This is a genomic window from Rhizobium sp. RM (genome assembly GCF_013390595.1).
Lineage (GTDB): Bacteria > Pseudomonadota > Alphaproteobacteria > Rhizobiales > Rhizobiaceae > Agrobacterium.
The window spans coordinates 364,046-382,008 of sequence record NZ_JACAWV010000023.1 but is presented as its reverse complement, the minus strand read 5'-3'; the positions used below and the strand labels follow the sequence as shown (position 1 = coordinate 382,008).

Here is a 17,963-nt window from a genome sequence, read left to right as displayed (position 1 = left end):
TCATGTCCGACGAGGAGAAACTTAGTTCCGTGCCTTCAGGTAGGCTTCAACGTAAGGTGCGGCATCCGGCACGCGCTTGAGGAAGTCGTCCCATAGCGGTTTGGCCCGTTCGATCAGCGCTGCCTTGAGCTCCGGCGATGGCGAGGTGACGGTAATGCCCTTTTCTTTCAGTGTAGCGAGCTTGGTTTCGTCTTCGGCGCGGCTCACAAGCCAGAATTCGCCTTCAAGCTGCTTGGAGGCGAGTTCAATGGCTGCCTGATGTTCTGGAGACAATGCATTCCAGGCGTCGAGATTGACGGTGACGATGTTGGATGATGCCTGCCAGTTGAAGGTGCTCATGTCCTTCATGAACTCCCAGAAGGCGCCATCGACGCCCGAAGATGAAGAGGTGGTGACACCATTGATGGTGCCCGCGGCAAGCGACGGCACGACTTCGCCCCATGGCATCTGGACGGGGAGGGCTCCCAGCGCATGAAAGAAGTTGTGTCCGTTGGAATCGACGACGCGGATTTTCAGCCCGTTGACGTCTTCAATCTTTTCGATGGGTTTGGGTGAGTAAACGGCCTGTCCTGGCCACGGAACCATGTAGAGAAGCTTCTGGTTCATCGAGGTGGCGACTTCCTCGATCTTGGGGCGGAAGAATTTGTGCAACAGGGCAAGGTCGGGCATTGTCGGCGCCAGGTAAGGCAGCGTCTCGACGCCGAGCACGGGTGCCTCGCCCACCTGCTGGCTCATAAGGATGTCTGCTATCGGCACAATGCCGTCGCGTACGGCGGTCATGCCTTCAGGCCCCTTGATGCCGAGCGCACCGCCGGAGTGAACGGTGATGACAACCTCTCCACCAGTTACGGTCTTGACCGTGTCGGCAAATTTCATCGCATTCTTGGTGTGAAAATTACCCTCCGGCCATACGACTGACATGTCCCAGGCTGTCTCGGCAAAAGCAGAGGTTGCAAAGCTGGCAAGCGTCAGAGCCAACCCGGCAAGAATTGCATTTTTCATCGTCATGAACCCCTTCATTATTGTTTCTGGCTCGCATGTAGCAGGATCGATCTGGCGTCGATTTATTTCGGTACACCAGCCGTGTTCCGAGCATCAGGACTATATGGTCGTTTTTTGTGCGACGCAATAAGGTGATGAATATTTGTTCTGCGAGAAGGGTTGTGGCCGCATGGAGGCATGGCGTCACGCGTCAGTCGCTTGCGCAAACACCGTGTCGAAAACAAAGAAGGAAACGGAAAAGCAGGGGCTTAAGAGGTTTTTCTCGGATAGGGGAGCATGGGCGCTATTGGCTGGCTCCTGTCTTTGCAGACACGCTCAAGCAGGCGCAAATGCAGCGCTGGCCGCCTGTAATTTTTCATGAGGCGGCCAGTGAGTAGTGATGGTGGATTATTGCGTAATGTCCGGTTCAACGAGTTTGGCGAGTTTTCGCAACGATTCCTGCCAACCGAGGTAGCACGCATCAGCGGGTATGATGTCTGGCACGCCTTGTTGCTCGATGTTGACCTCAGTCCCGGACGGAACGGCCTTCAGGCTGATCGTCACTTTCATCTCGCCTGGCAGGTTCTGATCTTCAAAACTGTCGGTGTAGACAAGGCGCTCACCAGGCACGAGTTCGAGATAGGTGCCGCCGAATGAGTGACTGTCGCCCGTGGTGAAGTTCCTGAATGACATCCGGTGCTTGCCTCCCACCTTTGCATCCAGTTCGTGAACCGTGCACGTAAAGCCGAACGGTGGGAGCCAACTGGCGATGGCGTCCGGTTCAATAAATGCACGATAGAGCTTTTCGGGTTTGGTCGAAAAGACGCGATGTAGACGGATAGTGCTTGGCATGATTTCCTCCCATTGGTTTCAAGGTCAGTCAATTTTTATGGCCAACTGCCGGTCGGCCGAACAATAGCTCGATGTACCGGTGAAGGTGGCCGAGGCTTTCGACGGCTTGCTTCGGGTCGCCACTTGCCTTGGCGAGAATGAAGGAGCCCTGGATGGCAGCCTGGATGTGCAGGGCGAGGCTTTCTGCCGTAAATGAACCGATCGCCCGATGTTCAGCCATGGCCGCCTTGATGTCGGGAACGAGTGTGTCGGCATGACCCGAAATGCTATTCCAGCAGGCTTGCCGGATCGGCGCACTCGTTTCGTAGACCTCTTGCGCCATCGTGCCGACAAAGCAGGTGAAATCAGGGAGTTCTCCTGCGATCAGATGCTTTCGGAACTCGATATAGGCCAGCAGACGATCAAGCGGGTCGGCGGCACTGTGATAGGGCGCTGCTTCAAATACTGCTCCTGTGACTTGCGACCAGTGGTCCGCTGCGGCAACCGCCATTTCTTCCTTGCTGGAGAAATGATGGAAGAACGCACCCTTTGACAAGTCGGCTTTTGCGCAGACGTCATCAACCGTTGTCGCGGTGTAGCCCTTGGTTCGGATAACCGCAAAGGCTGCCTCCAGCAGACTCGGTCTCGTCGATGGATTTTGCCTGCGTGCCATCCCAATCTCCTCTGAATAAATTAAATACAGACTAGTTGGTATTTAATCAAGGCAAATCCTTAGTTTGTTACGGGTTCGAGGATAAACGACAAGGAATTTGGCAAGATGGATTACATCCTGAGTTTCTTCTGCAAAGCTCGGGATTTTCTTTGGCGGCAATTGCTGGCCGCCAGGTCATTCAATTTCAGGGCGCTTGTATCTCTTTTGCCTGATGGGCCATGATCACGGTTGCAGCTGCTGCACCTTTCTCGTCACCGCCGACATGTACGGAAGGTGTGGCAAACTCAATGCCATTTTCCTTGAAAGCTTCCCTCAGAAGAAAATTCGCGCGTCGTCGAACGAAAGACTGCATGGGTGAGGGGCGGAGCGTCATTCCAAAGCTTACCTGTATGCCGTAATCTCCGAATTCCTCGATACCCTTCATCTTTAGCGGTTCGATGAAGAGTTCTCCGAATTCCGGGTTTTCGATCAGACCAGCACCGATCTTCTTTGTAAGTTTCCGGACCTTTTCAACATCAGTTCCATAGCCAAGCGAGATTCTGAACTTCACGACACCCCAATCACGGCTCATGTTCTGTACCGCACCGAGTTCACCAAATGGGATCGTGAATACCGGTCCGCGATGGTGTCGCAGACGAACGGAACGGATGCTGAAGCCTTCCACTGTTCCTTTGTAACTTTTCGACTGTATATATTCACCAACTCGAAAAGCGTCGTCTAGCATGTAAAACACGCCACTGATGACATCCTTGACGAGTGTCTGCGAACCGAAGCCCAAGGCGACGCCAAAAATCCCTGCCCCGGCGACAAGGGGGCCGATCTCGACGCCAAGTTCGGAGAGCACGATCAACCCAGCAATGACTGCGACGACCACGGCAAGCACGTTCCGAAGTATGGGAAGCAGCGTTCGAAGTCGTGAGCGTCGAGCCAGATGCATTGCGTCAGCCTCGGCGTCTGCGGACGCGGAAAGGCTCCGGTCTATCCACGAGCGAATGAGATGCCAGACGAGGTCCGCAAGCAGGAGGATGACAACGCTTTTTAGAAGACCATAGCTTAGTGCCGTGACCGCAGGACTAATGTGCACGAGAGAATTAGGGTTAAGCTGCCACACCAACGATAACCAAGCCATAGCAAGTACGATCACGCCAGCTCTACTGCCACGCACGATCAGAACACGTTTTGTGCTGTTGGGCTCTGTCCCGCCAAGGCTTTCCGCCGACCGTCCGACCACACGCAAAATTCCAGGCAAGACGAGCGCATAGATCAGAAGCCAGAACAGTCCCTTCAATCCGAAGAACCAGAGACTCCAGGCGACCACGAGAGCGAGGCATAATGCCAACCGCATTCGGGGACTTCTCTGCGATGTCGAGACGACACCCTCAACTGCGATAACCATCAGAATGGCTGAAAAGCAAAGGGCGATTGCGGCTGACACTTGCGGCGGGATGGACAAAGTCATCCCCAAGGATGCCAGAGCCACAGCGACGATCAGTATTCCGGAGAACAATCGAAGCCGAAAACGGACCGGTGATTGCAAGGGAGTTGACGCGAATGCTGCAGAAAGGAAGCGGTACGCAACAATTCCGACGATGGCCACGAATAGAACGCTTCCGGCAACCGGCGGCCATTTGAATACAAAGAAACCAACGGCCATGGTCACGGAGAAAACACCCACCGCGAGCATCCGCTCAACAAGGTCAAGCCTGCGTTGACGTGATCGCCTGTAGAAGCGTTCGGCGATCAATCCTGCGGCAGCTAGCCCCATCAGAAAAAGGAAGATTGGTGCTCCCGTCCCCGACATGGCGTCCTGTCGGATTCGGGCGGCGGCCCCTGCCAACTCAGAAGGTATGCTTGGGACAGCAGCAAGGGTGTTATGAATCCGATTGCCGGTCGATTCCTGCCAAGCCGAAACGTCGAGTGGATCGGTCTCGCTCACCGTCGAAGCGACTGGAGCGCGTTCGATCCAAGATCTCACTTCGGGGTCCTGAAGAAGGCGGACGAGATCATCGACCTTTGCTGGGCGTGCGACATCCTGACCATGAGAATTCGCAGGCATTATCAAGAGCACAAGAATTAGGCTAATCCGTCTCATGTCGCGCTACCGTCGAATCCCAAAGTCATCGTGTGCAGGGCCATGATATTCTCCCCTGGTCACGAATACGATTTGTTTGTTAATTAACAATAACGAATATAAGGAAAATCAGCGTCTCTAGTGCGTGGCCGGCTATGTATTACGGAGGCATGGCTGGTGTAACAGAACGGACCGCCGCTTTCGCGCCGGTCCTCAAGATGATTGTCTTGCTAGTGCTCAGATTGCAGAGGCAAGTCTGCTTTCAATGTAGAGATCGCGCAATTTGGCAGCGATCGGGCCGGGTTTCCCGTCCGCAATCGTTGTGTCGTCGATTTTGACGACGGATGTGGCAAAATTGGTTGCCGATGTCACAAAGGCTTCCGCCGCTTCCTTCGCTTCTTCCACCGTAAAGGCACGCTCTTCAACCGGAATTCCTGCCTGTACGGCGAGGTCTAGAATACTGGCGCGGGTGATGCCATGCAGAAGAGCAGTGGAGAGCTCCCGGGTGACAAGTGTGCCGTCCTTCTTGATGATATGCGCATTTGCAGCACTGCCTTCGGTTACGTAGCCGTCTTCGACAAGCCAGGCATCGTCTGCGCCGCGAGAAAGCGCCTCCATCTTCGCCATTGACGGGTAAAGCAACTGAACGGTCTTGATGTCGCGTCGCTCCCATCGTCTGTCAGGCACTGTGGCGATGCTTATTCCTGTCGCACTGCGCGGATTGTTCAGAACAGGCTTGGCCTGAGTAAACAGTGTAATTGTAGGTTTGGCGTCGACCGGGAATGCAAAGTCGCGATCAGCGACGCCGCGCGAAATCTGAAGATAGATGAGGCCTTCATCGATATTGTTGAGGCGCACGATCTCCCTGTGAACCGTAAGCAAATCATCTGCCGAAAGCGGGTTGGTCAGGCCAAGTTCGGAAAGGGATCGTTGCAGGCGTGCGGAGTGGCCGGCATAGTCGATGAGCTTGCCGCCGATGACGGCAGTGACCTCATAAATGGCGTCGGCGAAAAGGAAGCCGCGATCGAAAATTGAAACCTTTGCCTCAGCCTCGGGAAGCCATTCTCCATTTAGGTAAACTGTACGTGTCAATGCGGATCTCCGGTTCAGATGTTTGGTTTGGCGAAGGGGGCAAATTCCAGCCCGTGCCGTGTTAATGTCGTGCGGAGTGCGCGCGCAGTTTCCGCCGCGCCGCGGGTGTCGCCATGAACGCAGATCGTTGCAGCCTCCACCGGCAGTTTCTTGCCGCCCGTCGTTGGAATAATCCCGTCGCAGACCATCGACAAGACCTGCTCGACGCTTTGCGCCGGATCGTGAATGACTGCGCCTTCGGTCTGTCGCGAGGTCAGCATGCCATTATCGTCATAGGTGCGATCGGCGTAGACTTCGCAGGCGACGCGCAGCCCGGCTTTCTCGGCTGCTTTCATCGTTTCGGAGTAAGGTAGGGTGATAAAGGTCAGCGACGGATCGACAGCCTTGATGGCGCTCACGCAGACCTTGGCAAGTTCGGGTTCAATGGCGGCGATGTTGCCCAGAGCACCATGGGTTTTGACGTGCGTCATGGGCCAGGAAAGCGATGTCGCCATGCCCTGCATTGCGGCAATCTGATAAATCAGTTGCGCCTCTACATCGGCGGGGCGTTCGCCATAGATGCGGCGTCGACCGAAACCGTAAAGATCCATGAATGACGGGTGGGCGCCGATGGAAACTCCGCGTGCCTTGGCTGCCAGAATGCTGTCGCGCATCACGACCGGGTCTCCGGCGTGGAAGCCGCAAGCAATGTTGGCACTGGTGATCAGGTCCATCATGATCGCATCCTCGCCCATCGTCCAGGCACCGAAGCTTTCGCCCATGTCGCAGTTCAGATCGATTGTTGCCATCGGTCGGCTCCCCTTATTGTTGAGCGTTTCGCGGTGCGCGCCGCAGATGTATCCATTCGGACATACAGGTGGTATACTCAAAATTCAAGCGAGCTTGTCGCGTGGTTTCAGATTCAGGAGCCGAGCGCTTCACCACACTGTTATCGTTGACATACTGCTGGTATACTGAAATATATCGATGAAACTAATATCGTGAATCGAGCGTGCATGACCGGTAAGGAAATACGGATTCGAGAGGCTGACAAGTTTCCGCGCATTCTTGCTTGCGGTGATAGCGCCATATCTGTTGAGTTGTCCGACGAGATCGATGAAAGCGTAAGCGCGCGCGTTATTGCTCTTGCTGATGATCTTGCCGTCAATCCCATCGACGGAATTGACGAGCTCGTTCCGACTTACCGATCCCTGATGGTGATGTATGATCCTGAAATCGTTCGGGGCCGGATGCTTTCTGGAGCATTGCTTCAGCGTCTGTCCTCGCTGATTGCGGATGCGCGTCCATCCCGTCAATTCGAAATTCCTGTCGTCTATGGCGGAACCGTCGGTCTCGATCTCGAAGAGTTGGCGGGAATGAAGGGCTTGTCGCCCGATGCCCTTATTCAGATGCACAGCTCTGTCGAGTACCGCGTCTACATGATTGGTTTTGCTCCAGGATTTGCTTATCTCGGCGGCTTGCCGGAGGCCCTGCACACACCGCGCCTTGCGACGCCGCGTCAACGCATCGAGGCGGGTGCCGTTGGTATCGGCGGCAAGCAGGCGAGCGTCAACTCGGTTGCCGGGCCAAGTGGTTGGCGTTTTATCGGGCGTACCCCGCTCAAGCTTTTTGACCCGCAACGGCTTCAACCCTTCCTGTTGAAGGCAGGTGACCGCGTTCGATTTCGTCCTGTCAGCGAGAGCGAGGGGGCCGAGCTCGATCGCGCTATCGCCGCAGGTGAAAACATCATGGGGTTGCAGCCATGAATGTGCTCGATATTCATCAGGTCGGGCCGATGGCGACCGTTCAGGATCTTGGGCGGAAAGGGCTGCACCATGCGGGCGTATCCGGCTGCGGCCCAATGGATACGCCCTCTTTCCGGATTGCCAATGCACTCGTCGGCAATCATGGCAATGCGGCCGCTCTGGAGTTTGCCGGTGTCGGTGGCAGGTTTTCCGTCTCGCAACCTGCACTGTTCTCGGTAACGGGCGGCGATGTCAGCATTCATCTCGATGGGACGGCCCTGCACCCGTGGGAAAGCTACAGGATGGAGCCGGGGCAGCAATTGCATATCGGTGCTTTGCGCGACTGCGTGTGGGGGTATCTGGCGTTCGCGGGTGGCATAGACTTGCCATCCGTGCTTGGCTCGCTCTCCACACACTTGCGCAGCGGTGTCGGTGGCTTGGACGGCCGCCGGCTGCAGGCAGGAGATCGCTTGTCTCTTCACGAAGCCCATTCGAAAAACGAGATGGCGTTGAGTGGTATGTGGAGACGATCAGTGCGCCCGATCAGGGTCGTCCCGGGTCCACAGGACGACTATTTCTCAGCAGAGACACGCAAGGCCTTCACGCAGGCGGACTTCATTGTTTCTGCTGCGCGAGACCGGATGGCACAAATACTGGATGGACAGAAAATTCATGCCGAGCGTGGCCATGACATCGTTTCCGACGGGACGTCTGCCGGTTCCATTCAGGTTCCGTCATCCGGCCGGCCGATCGTGTTGATGGCGGAGCGGCAGACCACAGGTGGTTATCCGAAGATAGGCACGGTTGCATCCGTCGATCTCCCAAGGCTTGCGCAGGTTACAAGCGGCCGCAGCGTGCGGTTCAACTACGTCTCGCAAGATGAGGCGGAGGCGTTGCTGATTTTCGAGCGTGCTGCGTTGCGCAACGTGTTGGGGAATCTGGTAACAAAGCCGAACCGGCAAAATGTTCGAGGAGACATGCCATGACGACGCAACCGCTTGCAAAGCAAGCCTATGGCAAAATCATCCAGATGATCCTGTCAGGCGCTTTGACGCCAGGCGACGCTTTGCAGGAGGCCAAGCTGGGCGAAGCGCTTGAAATGTCTCGCACACCCGTACGCGAGGCGATCAAGCGTATCGAGGCGGAAGGTTTGGTCTCACAGGATGGCCGGTTTCTGAGGGTCCGCCTGTTAAGCTCTAAGGAAGTCGAGGAAATCTTCTTTTTACGACAGGTGCTTGAATCCTATTGTGCGCGGCACGCAACCGCGGTCGCGCCAGGCATCCTTGATGGTCTGGAGGCGCGTGTCAGGCACCTGCAGCAGAACGGCCCGGGTGAGGATGATGAGCAGCGTCAGGTGGATGACGAGTTTCATCGAACGATCGCCCTTTCCACAGGCAGCGAGACAATGGCGGCTATGATCGAGGATTTGCGCCGTCGCACCTGCATGTTTGACCACACGCAGGTTCCGGACCGGTTTCTGAAAAGCTGCGATGAGCATCTAGCCATGATTGCGGCACTGCGTGACGGCCGTGGAGATGAGGCCGGCCGGATAATGGCAGACCACATAGTACACGCGCGTGACGCCGTTCTCGCAAAACTGGAGCAATTTCCCGAAAGGACAGACGAGGGATGAAGTGTCTTATTGTCCAACCGGTCCACTCCGACGGTCTGGAGATCTTGAAAGCCGCGGGCGTTGAACCGGTGATATGCCCGAGCCCTGACATGGCCGTGGTGTCGCAGTATGTTCAGGGGTGCGATGCCGTTATCACGCGGGACAGAGGTTTGTCGGCGGAAGCGATACAGGCGGCCGATCGGCTGCGGGTTATCGTGGTACACGGTGCCGGGCACGATGCGGTTGACAAGGAGGCAGCGACGGCACGAGGAATCCTGGTCTGCAACACACCTGGCGCCAATGCTCGCTCCGTTTCCGAACTGGCACTCGGGCTCGCGCTTGCGGCCGCCCGTCGTATAGCCGCAGCTGATCGTGATGAGCGTGCAGGTCTTTTCGGTTTTCGCGAGCGTGAGACCTTTTCGGAGCTGTCTGGAAAAACGGCACTTATCGTTGGTTGGGGCGCAACAGGTGCAGGCCTCGGCAAGATGCTGAAAGCGGCACTGGACATGCGCGTTCTCGTGTATTCGCCACGCGTTGCCGACATCGACGGTTTCGAGCGGGCACCAACACTCGAGGATGGGTTGCGCCAATGCGATCTGGTGTCGCTTCACACTCCACTCAGGCAGGAGACCCGCGAACTGATTGGCCAACAAGCCCTTTCCATGATCAAGAAAGGGGCCATTTTGATCAACACAGCGCGTGCCGGTCTGGTCGACGAGAACGCGTTGGCTGATGCCGTCGCCGACGGCCGTATCTCAGCTGCGGGGCTGGATGTTTATTCCCACGATGCACCGATTGGTCCTCTTGCTGCCAGCGGACGGGTGATCTTCACACCGCATCTCGGGGGTACCACGCTGGAAGCCTTGAAACGTGTCGCCATCGGCTCGGCGAGGCATGTTCTGACCGCGCTTTCTGGAGAACGTCCGGTGACGGCACTCAATGAACCGGAGCGTTTGCTGGCATGACAGAGGTTTTCATCAAGGACACGATCGACCGGATGATAGATCGCATCAATGCGATATCCGAACCGGGACCAGGCTTTACCCGTCCATCTTACAGTGCACTGGAAAGCGCCGCACATCAGATTGTTGCAGAGGAATGCGGGGTGCTCGGTCTCGAGGTGACGCGTGATCCGGCGCTCAACCTGTTTGCGCGCCTGCCGGGCAAGGATCGAACCGCCCCGCCGCTTTATATTGGCTCTCACCTCGACACCGTGCCTATGGGCGGTGCTTTTGACGGACAGGCGGGGGTGGCAGGCGCCGTGGCACTGGCCGCGGCATTCGTCAAAAGCGGTGAAGTTCCGTCAAGCGATATAGTGGTGACGGTGACGCGGGCGGAAGAAAGTGTCTGGTTTCCGGTCTCGTACGTCGGTTCGCGTGCCGCGCTCGGCAGGCTGACCGCACCAGAAATGCAAGCGCTGCGGGCTGATACTGGACGCACACTCGCCGATCACATGGCAGAACTTGGAGGAGATCCGGAGGCTGTCCTGCGGGGGCCTGGCTTGGCGCCGGCGCGGTTTGTTGAGCTGCATATCGAGCAGGGTCCAGTCCTCGATAATGCTAGCGAAGCCTTCGGCATCGTCCACGGCGTGCGTGGCGGTTTGCGTTATCGCAAGGCAACGATTGAGGGCGCCTGGGCGCATTCGGGCGGTGCACCGCGCGAAGCGAGGTCAGATGCGGTGTTTGCGTTTGCCGATCTTGTCGTGGGTATGGACGCGGCTTGGGAGCGTGTCTTGCAGGATGGTCAAGATCTCGCCGTGACCTTCGGCCGGGTCGATGCGGCCAGCAATGAACATGCCTTCGCCAAGGTCCCGGGTCGCCTGGATTTCTGTGTCGATATCCGAAGCGACGACGATAGGGTCCTGGACCGGGTAGATACTGTCCTGCTCAACGAGATCGCGCGCATCGAAAAGGCCCGGGGTGTGCGTTTCATTTTGGGGCCGCAATCTCGCAGCCAGCCAACGAAACTGTCCAGCGGTCTTGCTGCTGAAATTTCCGGTGCCGCAGCAAAAATGAACCTCTCACCGCGGACAATGTTGTCCGGTGGTGGCCACGATGCGGCGGCCTTCGCACAGGCTGGCTGGGATTCCGTCATGGTGTTCCTGCGCAACTGGAATGGCAGCCACAATCCGGATGAGGCGATGAACCCGGCCGATCTAGCATTGGCCGTACAGGTTCTTCACCGTGCATGGTCGGGTCTTTGAAGGGGGCGACATGAGTGAAAAGGAAACCTTGGCTCAGCAGGCCTACAAGGATCTCAAACAGCGCATACTGCAAGGAACGTTCAAGGCGGGCGACCTTTTGACAGAGCGGACGCTCGCAGGTGATTCCGGCATTTCCCGCACGCCGCTCAGGGCAGCCATTTCCCGACTTGAAAAAGAGGGAGTTGTCTCCAGATTGGCCAATGGCGCCTTGATGGTTCGGCCTGTCACGCTGGAACAGCTTCTCGAGATCATCCAGATCCGACGGCTTCTGGAAGCAGCGGCCGCTGCGCGTGCGGCAGAACGTCCGTTCACTGACGCTTTGAACACCTCGCGTGTGGTCATGCAGGATTATGCCGACGGCAAGGACACTGCATTCGACAATTTCTGGATGGATGACGACCGGTTTCATGAGGCTGTGGCAGATGCCGCGGGCCTCGCACTTCTTCCCGGGATGTTGAACGAACTGCGCAGCATTGCACGGCGCTGTACCATTACCCGAACCCATGATCGTTTTGCTGATCAGGCCCGGGAGCATATTGCCGTGATCGACGCAATCGAGGAGCGTGACGCCCCCCGGGCAGCCGCTGCCATGGAGGCGCATTTCGACAGTGCCAAGAACCGTTTTCTCGGGTGGCTTTCCCGACCATGAGGCAGATGGCGCAGGACAATCCTGGATCGATGACGACAGTGCATGAATATAAAGGTTTTCAGGGCTGCGAGGCCGCATTTCCTGCGGCGGAGTTCGCTGAGCGGCAGAAACGGGCGCGTGCTGCGATCGACAAGGCCGGATTTGACGCCCTTGTTGTCACGAGCCCTGAGAATATCTACTGGCTGACGGGTCGTCAGACTGCCGGATATTTTGCGTTTCAAGCCTTCATTATGCCGACAGGCGGGCCGCCGGTGCTGCTCGTCCGGCAACTTGAAATGCCCGGTGCCGTCGCCAACACCTGGCTCGACGATATCGTCAGCTACCAGGACGGTGAGGACCCGGCAGAGGCTCTTTCGCGCGTGCTTCGTGGCATTGGTGCAAGTCGTCTGGCGATGGAGCTGGACGGTTGGTTCGTCTCGCCGCGGTTCGCTGCAGACATTGCAAAGAAAGCGGGATTTGCCGCAATCGAGGATGGGTCGGCTGTCTTGCCACCGTTGCGCATCATCAAGTCATCTGCCGAATTGCAGGCCATCCGGACAGCCGCGAAATATGCGGAAAAGGGGTTGATGGCCGGATTGTCGTGTTGCAGCCTCGGATCGGATGAAAATGCCGTTGCGGCAGCGATGCTGGAAGCAGCAACACTCGCAGGCTCCGAAACGATGGCGATGGAGCCCCTGGTTTCGTCCGGTTATCGCAGCGGACTTCCACACATGACGTGGAGGCGGCGAAAGCTCGAAGATGGCGATCCCATCTTTCTCGAGCTCGCTGGGAGCCATGCACGGTATCACGCCGCGCTGATGCGCTGTGCGTGGATCGGTAACCCGCCTGACGAGGCGAGGCGGATGATGGATTGCGCCCTGAGAGCGCTGGATGCTGCATTGTCGGTCATGCGTCCAGGCGTCGCGTGCTCCGTGCCACACGAGGCGGCGCAAAAGATCATCGATGAGGCCGGCTACAAAGCTGCGTTTCGCAAGCGCATCGGGTACTCCATGGGCATTGCGTTTGCACCTGATTGGGGCGAGGGCGCTCTGCTTAGTCTTTTTTCTGGCGTTGAGCGTTTGATCGAACCCGGAATGGTCTTTCACCTCCCAGCCACATTGCGCAGTTACGGCGTCTGGACCGTTGGCGCATCCGAAACGGTCATCGTGACAGACAATGGCATAGAGCCTCTTTCCAGCCTGCCGCGCGATATGAGCATCCGATAATCCGGCAGGTCCGGATTGATTTTACCCTCCAAAGGAAGACAGCCATGCGTTCATTGTTCCATCTTGCCTATCACGTCACCGACCTTGATGCTTCTCGCCGCTTCTATGGTGATGTGCTGGGTTGTGAGGAAGGCCGCTCCACCGACACCTGGGTTGATTTCGATTTCTTTGGTCATCAAATTTCGCTTCATCTCGGAAAGCCATTCGAAGTGACGCGGACCGGCAAGGTTGGGGACCATATGGTGATGATGCCGCATCTCGGTGTCATTTTGCGCCTTGATGACTGGTTTGCTTTGGCAAAACGCCTCGAAGATGCCGGTATTGCCTTTGACATACCGCCTGTCGTGCGGTTCGAAGGAGAACCCGGCGAACAGCGCACGATGTTCTTTTTTGATCCGAGCGGCAATCCGATCGAGGTCAAGGGTTTCAAGGACTTCGACGGCGTATTTGCTCAATGAGATGAAGATGGCGGAGATAGGTGGTGTTGAGACATCGCCTATCTCTTCATCCCTCTTTCGTGCCAATCAGGCAAGCTTGGCAAGCCTACGGGTCTGGCGGTCAATCAGCCGGTCAACTTCGTTAGCCGCGCGTGGGCTGAGGGCCGCTCCAGGACGACGTTGTGCAGCATTAGCAATCGCACCACGTTGTGCGAGCACATATTTGCGGATCGCCAGTCCCATGCCCGGTTGTTGTTCGTAGCGCATCAACGGCAGATAGGCATCGAACATATCCTGTGCGGCGTCATGATTGCCCTCGTTGCTGAGCCGCACGACATCGACCATCATCTCCGGGTAGGCGAAACCTGTCATCGCACCGTCAGCGCCGCGTTGCATTTCTTCCGGCAAGAAGACGCCGGCGTTGCCGCAGAGTATCGAGATACGGCGGCGCCCTCTGGCTTCGGCCTCACGCAGATCTGTTATTTTTTGCAGACCCGGCCAGTCTTCGTGTTTCAGCATGACGATGCTGGGGTGGTTTTCAAAAATAACGCCGAGTGTTTTTGAGGATATCTGAACGCCTGTCGATAGCGGAAAGTCCTGCAGGACGAGAGGGACTTCAGTGCCGACGGTTTCAACGACATTACGGTAATAGGTAATGATCTGTTCGTCGGTTCGCAGGTTTGATGGCGGCGCTACCATGACGCCCGCTGCCCCCATATCCATAACAGCCTTGGTCAGTTCACCGATAGCAGCCAGACCCGGAGCTGATACGCCGACAACGACCGCTTTGCCTGGTGAACGTTTCAGGGTGCGCCGGGTTATTTCGATGGATTCGGCCTGTGTCAGCTTGGGTGCTTCACCCATCATGCCCAAGATTGTCAGGCCATCGGCACCTTTCTCGTAATAAAAGTCGACCATGCGATCGATGCTTTCGTGATCGAGAGCGCCGTCTTCGTGAAAGGGCGTTACAGCGATGACGAAGACACCCTTCGTCTCCGTAGAAATCAATGGCACGGTGGTCTCCTTCTGGAACGGACGGGACTTGCGTCTGGAGCAATTTGATCGCTCTGCGAATAAAACATACCAATGGTATACTGAATATAATCGTGGAAACAATATACAACCGTTCTTTCAGTCCCAGTTGCACGCAGTCACATGCTCCACACGAGAAGCTGATCCGGGATTACGACGCTAAGCGCCATCTATGCGGAACCGAATTCTCCAGTGGGCAATTTAAATAGTACACTTTATCTATAGAAAATATTTTTAAGCCTATAGCCTATCGCGCATGATCATCACTGAGGATATGACATGGTCGAGGCGGCACTACGCAAAACTCTCCAACCGGAGACAATCTGGTATACACGCTGTCCTGCGCCGACGCCGTTGTCGATCGCCGTTCAACTTGGTTGGGTCGCGGAAAACTTCGCTCACCACGCCATCCATGTCTCCTCAATACGCGATGCGGCAGACCCTTCCATCCGCCAAAGCCATTTTGATCACAGTCTGGAGTGGTCGTTTCGGCAGGGGGGTAGCATTCCACCAATATGGGCGCGATCGGGTGGTCGTCAGACACGCCTGATCGGTCTGACAAGAACAGACGAGTTTCAGGCTGTTATCGCATTGCCCGCGAGCGGTATCCGCAATGGCGCGGATCTGAAGGGGCGGCGTGTTGGGCTTCCCAGAAGGCCGAACGAGACAATCGATTTTCAGCGCGCGACATCGTTAAAGGGCATTGTTTCAGCGCTGACGATTTCCGGGCTGAGAACGAGCGACGTCGAGCTTGTCGACCTCGTTGCAAACGAGTCGGTCTTGCTCCGTCCAGATGACGAGCGGTTTCTTGGGCTGAAAAGGCGTTTTCCCTATGGGGAGGAAATTGCAGCTCTGCATCGCGGTGACATTGATGCGTTTTTCGTCAAGGGTGCGGAGGGGATAACGGTCGCCAACCTCATCGGTGCTGTTGTTGTCGTGTCGACGGGATTTCACCCTGACCCGAAAATTCGCATCAACAACGGCACGCCGCGACCACTCACGGTCGACGCGACTTTTGCAAATGAACGTCCGGACCTCGTAACGGAATTGGTCGCGACGGTGCAGCGGGTCTCCGGCTGGGCGAAAGAAAATCCCGGCGACGCCGTCAGGTTTATCGCGCGTGAAATTGGCGTAAGCGAGGATGCGGTGCTCGCCGCCAATGGTCCGAATGTCAGTCAAAACCTTGGCCTCACTCTCGATCCGGCAGAGGTAGAAGCGATCGTGCACTTCAAGGACTTCCTGTTGGAGTGGCACTTCATATCTGCGGATTTCGACGTTCTTGATTGGGTTGATGCACGCCCCTTGGCGGCACATCAGTCCCGCGATTTGTGAGGTCGGACATGGCTCGGAGAATTCTCGTCACAGGAGCGACAGGCAAACTCGGAAAACTTGTCGTCGAGCGCCTTCTGAAAAAGAATTCCGAGGTGCGCATTCTGACGCGCAGACCAGAGGAGGCGCGTCGCTTGTGGCGAGATGCTGTGGAGGTCGCTCAAGGTGACTTTGCGGATCCACCCAGCTTGAAAGAGGCATTGGTTGATATCGATGCACTCTTTCTGCTGTCGCCGATCAGCGAAGCGCTGGCATCACATCAAAACGCGGCAGTTGATGCTGCAGCTTCTGCCGGGATCGAGCGTATCGTCAAGGTATCCGGTTCGGACTGGACGATACGAAATGCAGATCGCTCGGTTTCCGGATCGGCTCACGCCTTGGTGGAAGCCCATCTGGCTGAAAGCGGTGTCGCACACACGATCCTGAGACCCAATGCGTGGATGCAGGTCGCACTTGAGCCCACAATCGCGGCAATTCTCAGCCGGGAGGATTTGCCTGACCGTTACTCCGGTGCCGCCGTCTCCTACATCGATGCGGATGATATCGCGGATGTTTCCGTTGCGGCATTGACGAAAGAGACACCGTTGAACGGTGCCTTTGTCCTGACGGGTGGCAAAGCGCTGACAGCACTCGAAATCGGGCGGATTGCCGCGCGTATCTTGCATCGCCCGATCGGCGTGTCTCAGACCGTTCGCACCGCGCTGCCATTACATCCTGGCGCCTTTGAGCAAAAGGCAGTTGGTGAGTTCGGCGTGCTGATCGCGGAAGGTTTGGCGTCCTCGTTGAGTGATGACGTTCGTCGGATCACCGGCCGCGAACCACGCACCGTGGACGCTTACCTCAGCGCGCGCCTGGCAGGCGCCGACATTCCTACACATAATCCGAAGGGAGAAAAATCATGGCACTGACAGCGCCGGTCAGCGATACACTCGAATTGAAGGCACCGTTCGATTTTGAGGAAAGCCCGTTAAGCCGTGCTGCACAACAGCCGTTGATGCTCGGGCTCTTTCTCAATTTGCAGGATATCAACTTTTCCAGCCTGCCAACGAGCAATAGCTGGACATTCGATTACAATGTCGAGCTGGTCAAACGCGCTGAGGAGCTGGGTTTCGAAATCGCCTTCAGTCGCACGCAATGGCTGCCGAAGGGCGGCTATGACGGTGATTCCTCCCTCGACAGTTTTATCGCGCTTGGTGCTATGGCGGCGGTTACGAAAAGCATCCTGCTAATTTCGACCATCCACGTCCTTTATGGCCCCTTGCATCCCCTCCATCTCGCCAAATACGGGGCGACACTGGATCACATCGCCAATGGCCGTTGGGGCATTAATATCGTCACCGGGCACCGGGCCATCGAGCATGAGATGTTTGGTTGGCAAAGGATCGAACACGACAAACGTTACGACATGGCGGGTGAACTGTTTGATGTGCTGCACCGATTGTGGGGTGAAACCGAAAACTACTCCTACGAAGGAAAGCTCAATCCCTGGGCGGTCAACAACGGCTGGATCACACCAAAGCCGTCCTTTGGTCGTCCACCTCTGGTAACCGCGACGGGTTCGCCTGCCGGGATTGACTTTGCCGCACGTCATTCCGACCTGGTTTTCGTGACATCGCCTGGTGGCGCGCACATCGATAGTGCATTGGAAACACTCCCGGCCCATGTCGCCAATGTTAAAAACCGTGCAATCGCACATGGCCGTCAGGTCAAGACACTCATCAATCCGATAATTGTCAGCCGTGATACTGAAGCTGAAGCCTTTGCGTATGCTGACGCCATCGAGGCAGGAAAGCCACAGCCGGGTACACGTGCTTTTGCTACCAACAATTATGAGAGCGATGCGCATGCCTGGCGGGGACGTGGCGATGCGCGCCACAAGCAGGGACGCAATCTCGGCGGCAATATCGAGATTATCGGTTCGCCTGAACAGGTCGTTGAACAGTTGATTGGCCTCAAGAAAGCGGGGATCGACGGCGTTCAGCTCAATTTCTACGATTTCCGGGAAGACCTCGAATATTTCGCCGACCGGATCCTGCCACTGATGAAAGAGGCCGGCTTAAGGCTCTGACGCCTTCGCCACCTCTGTTTCACCATCAAACGTCCCTGATCACTCGCCACCTTCCG

The 17,963-nt window shown here is 56.6% G+C and carries 18 protein-coding genes; 11 read left to right on the top strand and 7 right to left on the bottom strand.

Annotated elements, in window-relative coordinates:
* Positions 1-21: 21 nt before the first annotated feature.
* The 6 genes from HWX89_RS24390 to HWX89_RS24365 all read right to left on the bottom strand — a co-directional run bounded on the left by HWX89_RS24390 (position 22) and on the right by HWX89_RS24365 (position 6,436).
* The gene (locus HWX89_RS24390) at positions 22-1,008 is read right to left on the bottom strand and encodes a TRAP transporter substrate-binding protein (protein ID WP_246705268.1); all 987 of its coding nucleotides are present in this window, start codon (positions 1,006-1,008) and stop codon (positions 22-24) included.
* Positions 1,009-1,389: 381 nt separating this feature from the next.
* Positions 1,390-1,833: an SRPBCC family protein gene (locus HWX89_RS24385; protein WP_138792895.1), complete on the bottom strand. Its 444-nt coding sequence runs from the start codon at positions 1,831-1,833 to the stop codon at positions 1,390-1,392.
* 28 nt (positions 1,834-1,861) lie between these two features.
* Entirely contained in the window at positions 1,862-2,485 is a 624-nt protein-coding gene (locus HWX89_RS24380; protein ID WP_138792894.1) for a TetR/AcrR family transcriptional regulator, read from the bottom strand.
* A 184-nt stretch (positions 2,486-2,669) separates the two neighbouring features.
* Positions 2,670-4,460, bottom strand: coding sequence for a mechanosensitive ion channel family protein (locus tag HWX89_RS24375; RefSeq protein WP_353505720.1), 1,791 nt, complete (start codon positions 4,458-4,460; stop codon positions 2,670-2,672).
* Between the two features lie 333 nt (positions 4,461-4,793).
* Complete coding sequence (locus HWX89_RS24370; RefSeq protein WP_138792892.1) at positions 4,794-5,648, bottom strand: D-amino-acid transaminase; 855 nt, start codon at positions 5,646-5,648, stop codon at positions 4,794-4,796.
* Between the two features lie 14 nt (positions 5,649-5,662).
* Complete coding sequence (locus tag HWX89_RS24365) at positions 5,663-6,436, bottom strand: LamB/YcsF family protein (RefSeq protein WP_138792891.1); 774 nt, start codon at positions 6,434-6,436, stop codon at positions 5,663-5,665.
* A 207-nt stretch (positions 6,437-6,643) separates the two neighbouring features.
* On the opposite strand from HWX89_RS24365, the gene pxpB reads away from it, so the two are divergent.
* Genes pxpB through HWX89_RS24325 form a run of 8 tightly spaced genes read left to right on the top strand, consistent with a single transcriptional unit; the run spans position 6,644 to position 13,499 of the window.
* Positions 6,644-7,393 (top strand): 5-oxoprolinase subunit PxpB, encoded by a 750-nt coding sequence (pxpB, locus tag HWX89_RS24360; RefSeq protein WP_138792890.1) that lies wholly within the window; start codon positions 6,644-6,646, stop codon positions 7,391-7,393.
* Positions 7,390-8,358, top strand: a complete 969-nt coding sequence (locus HWX89_RS24355) for a 5-oxoprolinase subunit C family protein (protein WP_138792889.1) — start codon at positions 7,390-7,392, stop codon at positions 8,356-8,358. Before pxpB ends, HWX89_RS24355 begins: the two co-directional genes overlap by 4 nt.
* Positions 8,355-9,005 (top strand): GntR family transcriptional regulator, encoded by a 651-nt coding sequence (locus HWX89_RS24350; RefSeq protein ID WP_138792888.1) that lies wholly within the window; start codon positions 8,355-8,357, stop codon positions 9,003-9,005. The genes HWX89_RS24355 and HWX89_RS24350 overlap by 4 nt, the downstream gene beginning before the upstream one ends.
* On the top strand, positions 9,002-9,949 hold the full coding sequence (locus HWX89_RS24345) for an NAD(P)-dependent oxidoreductase (protein ID WP_138792887.1): 948 nt from the start codon (positions 9,002-9,004) through the stop codon (positions 9,947-9,949). The genes HWX89_RS24350 and HWX89_RS24345 overlap by 4 nt, the downstream gene beginning before the upstream one ends.
* Positions 9,946-11,187 carry a hydantoinase/carbamoylase family amidase gene (locus HWX89_RS24340; protein WP_138792886.1) on the top strand — a complete coding sequence of 414 codons (1,242 nt, stop codon included), beginning with the start codon at positions 9,946-9,948 and terminating at the stop codon, positions 11,185-11,187. Before HWX89_RS24345 ends, HWX89_RS24340 begins: the two co-directional genes overlap by 4 nt.
* Positions 11,188-11,197: 10 nt before the next feature.
* Positions 11,198-11,836, top strand: coding sequence for a GntR family transcriptional regulator (locus tag HWX89_RS24335; RefSeq protein WP_138792885.1), 639 nt, complete (start codon positions 11,198-11,200; stop codon positions 11,834-11,836).
* Between the two features lie 29 nt (positions 11,837-11,865).
* Complete coding sequence (locus HWX89_RS24330; protein WP_138792884.1) at positions 11,866-13,041, top strand: M24 family metallopeptidase; 1,176 nt, start codon at positions 11,866-11,868, stop codon at positions 13,039-13,041.
* Between the two features lie 44 nt (positions 13,042-13,085).
* The gene (locus tag HWX89_RS24325; protein ID WP_138792883.1) at positions 13,086-13,499 is read left to right on the top strand and encodes a VOC family protein; all 414 of its coding nucleotides are present in this window, start codon (positions 13,086-13,088) and stop codon (positions 13,497-13,499) included.
* Between the two features lie 66 nt (positions 13,500-13,565).
* Here the strand turns inward: HWX89_RS24325 and HWX89_RS24320 are convergent, their stop codons facing one another.
* Entirely contained in the window at positions 13,566-14,492 is a 927-nt protein-coding gene (locus HWX89_RS24320) for a dihydrodipicolinate synthase family protein (RefSeq protein WP_138792882.1), read from the bottom strand.
* Between the two features lie 297 nt (positions 14,493-14,789).
* Between HWX89_RS24320 and HWX89_RS24315 the strand changes: the two genes are divergently transcribed.
* Genes HWX89_RS24315 through HWX89_RS24305 form a run of 3 tightly spaced genes read left to right on the top strand, consistent with a single transcriptional unit; the run spans position 14,790 to position 17,907 of the window.
* On the top strand, positions 14,790-15,842 hold the full coding sequence (locus HWX89_RS24315; RefSeq protein WP_138792881.1) for an ABC transporter substrate-binding protein: 1,053 nt from the start codon (positions 14,790-14,792) through the stop codon (positions 15,840-15,842).
* Positions 15,843-15,850: 8 nt separating this feature from the next.
* The gene (locus tag HWX89_RS24310; RefSeq protein WP_138792880.1) at positions 15,851-16,747 is read left to right on the top strand and encodes an NAD(P)H-binding protein; all 897 of its coding nucleotides are present in this window, start codon (positions 15,851-15,853) and stop codon (positions 16,745-16,747) included.
* Complete coding sequence (locus HWX89_RS24305; RefSeq protein ID WP_138792879.1) at positions 16,738-17,907, top strand: LLM class flavin-dependent oxidoreductase; 1,170 nt, start codon at positions 16,738-16,740, stop codon at positions 17,905-17,907. The genes HWX89_RS24310 and HWX89_RS24305 overlap by 10 nt, the downstream gene beginning before the upstream one ends.
* Positions 17,908-17,963: the final 56 nt, after the last annotated feature.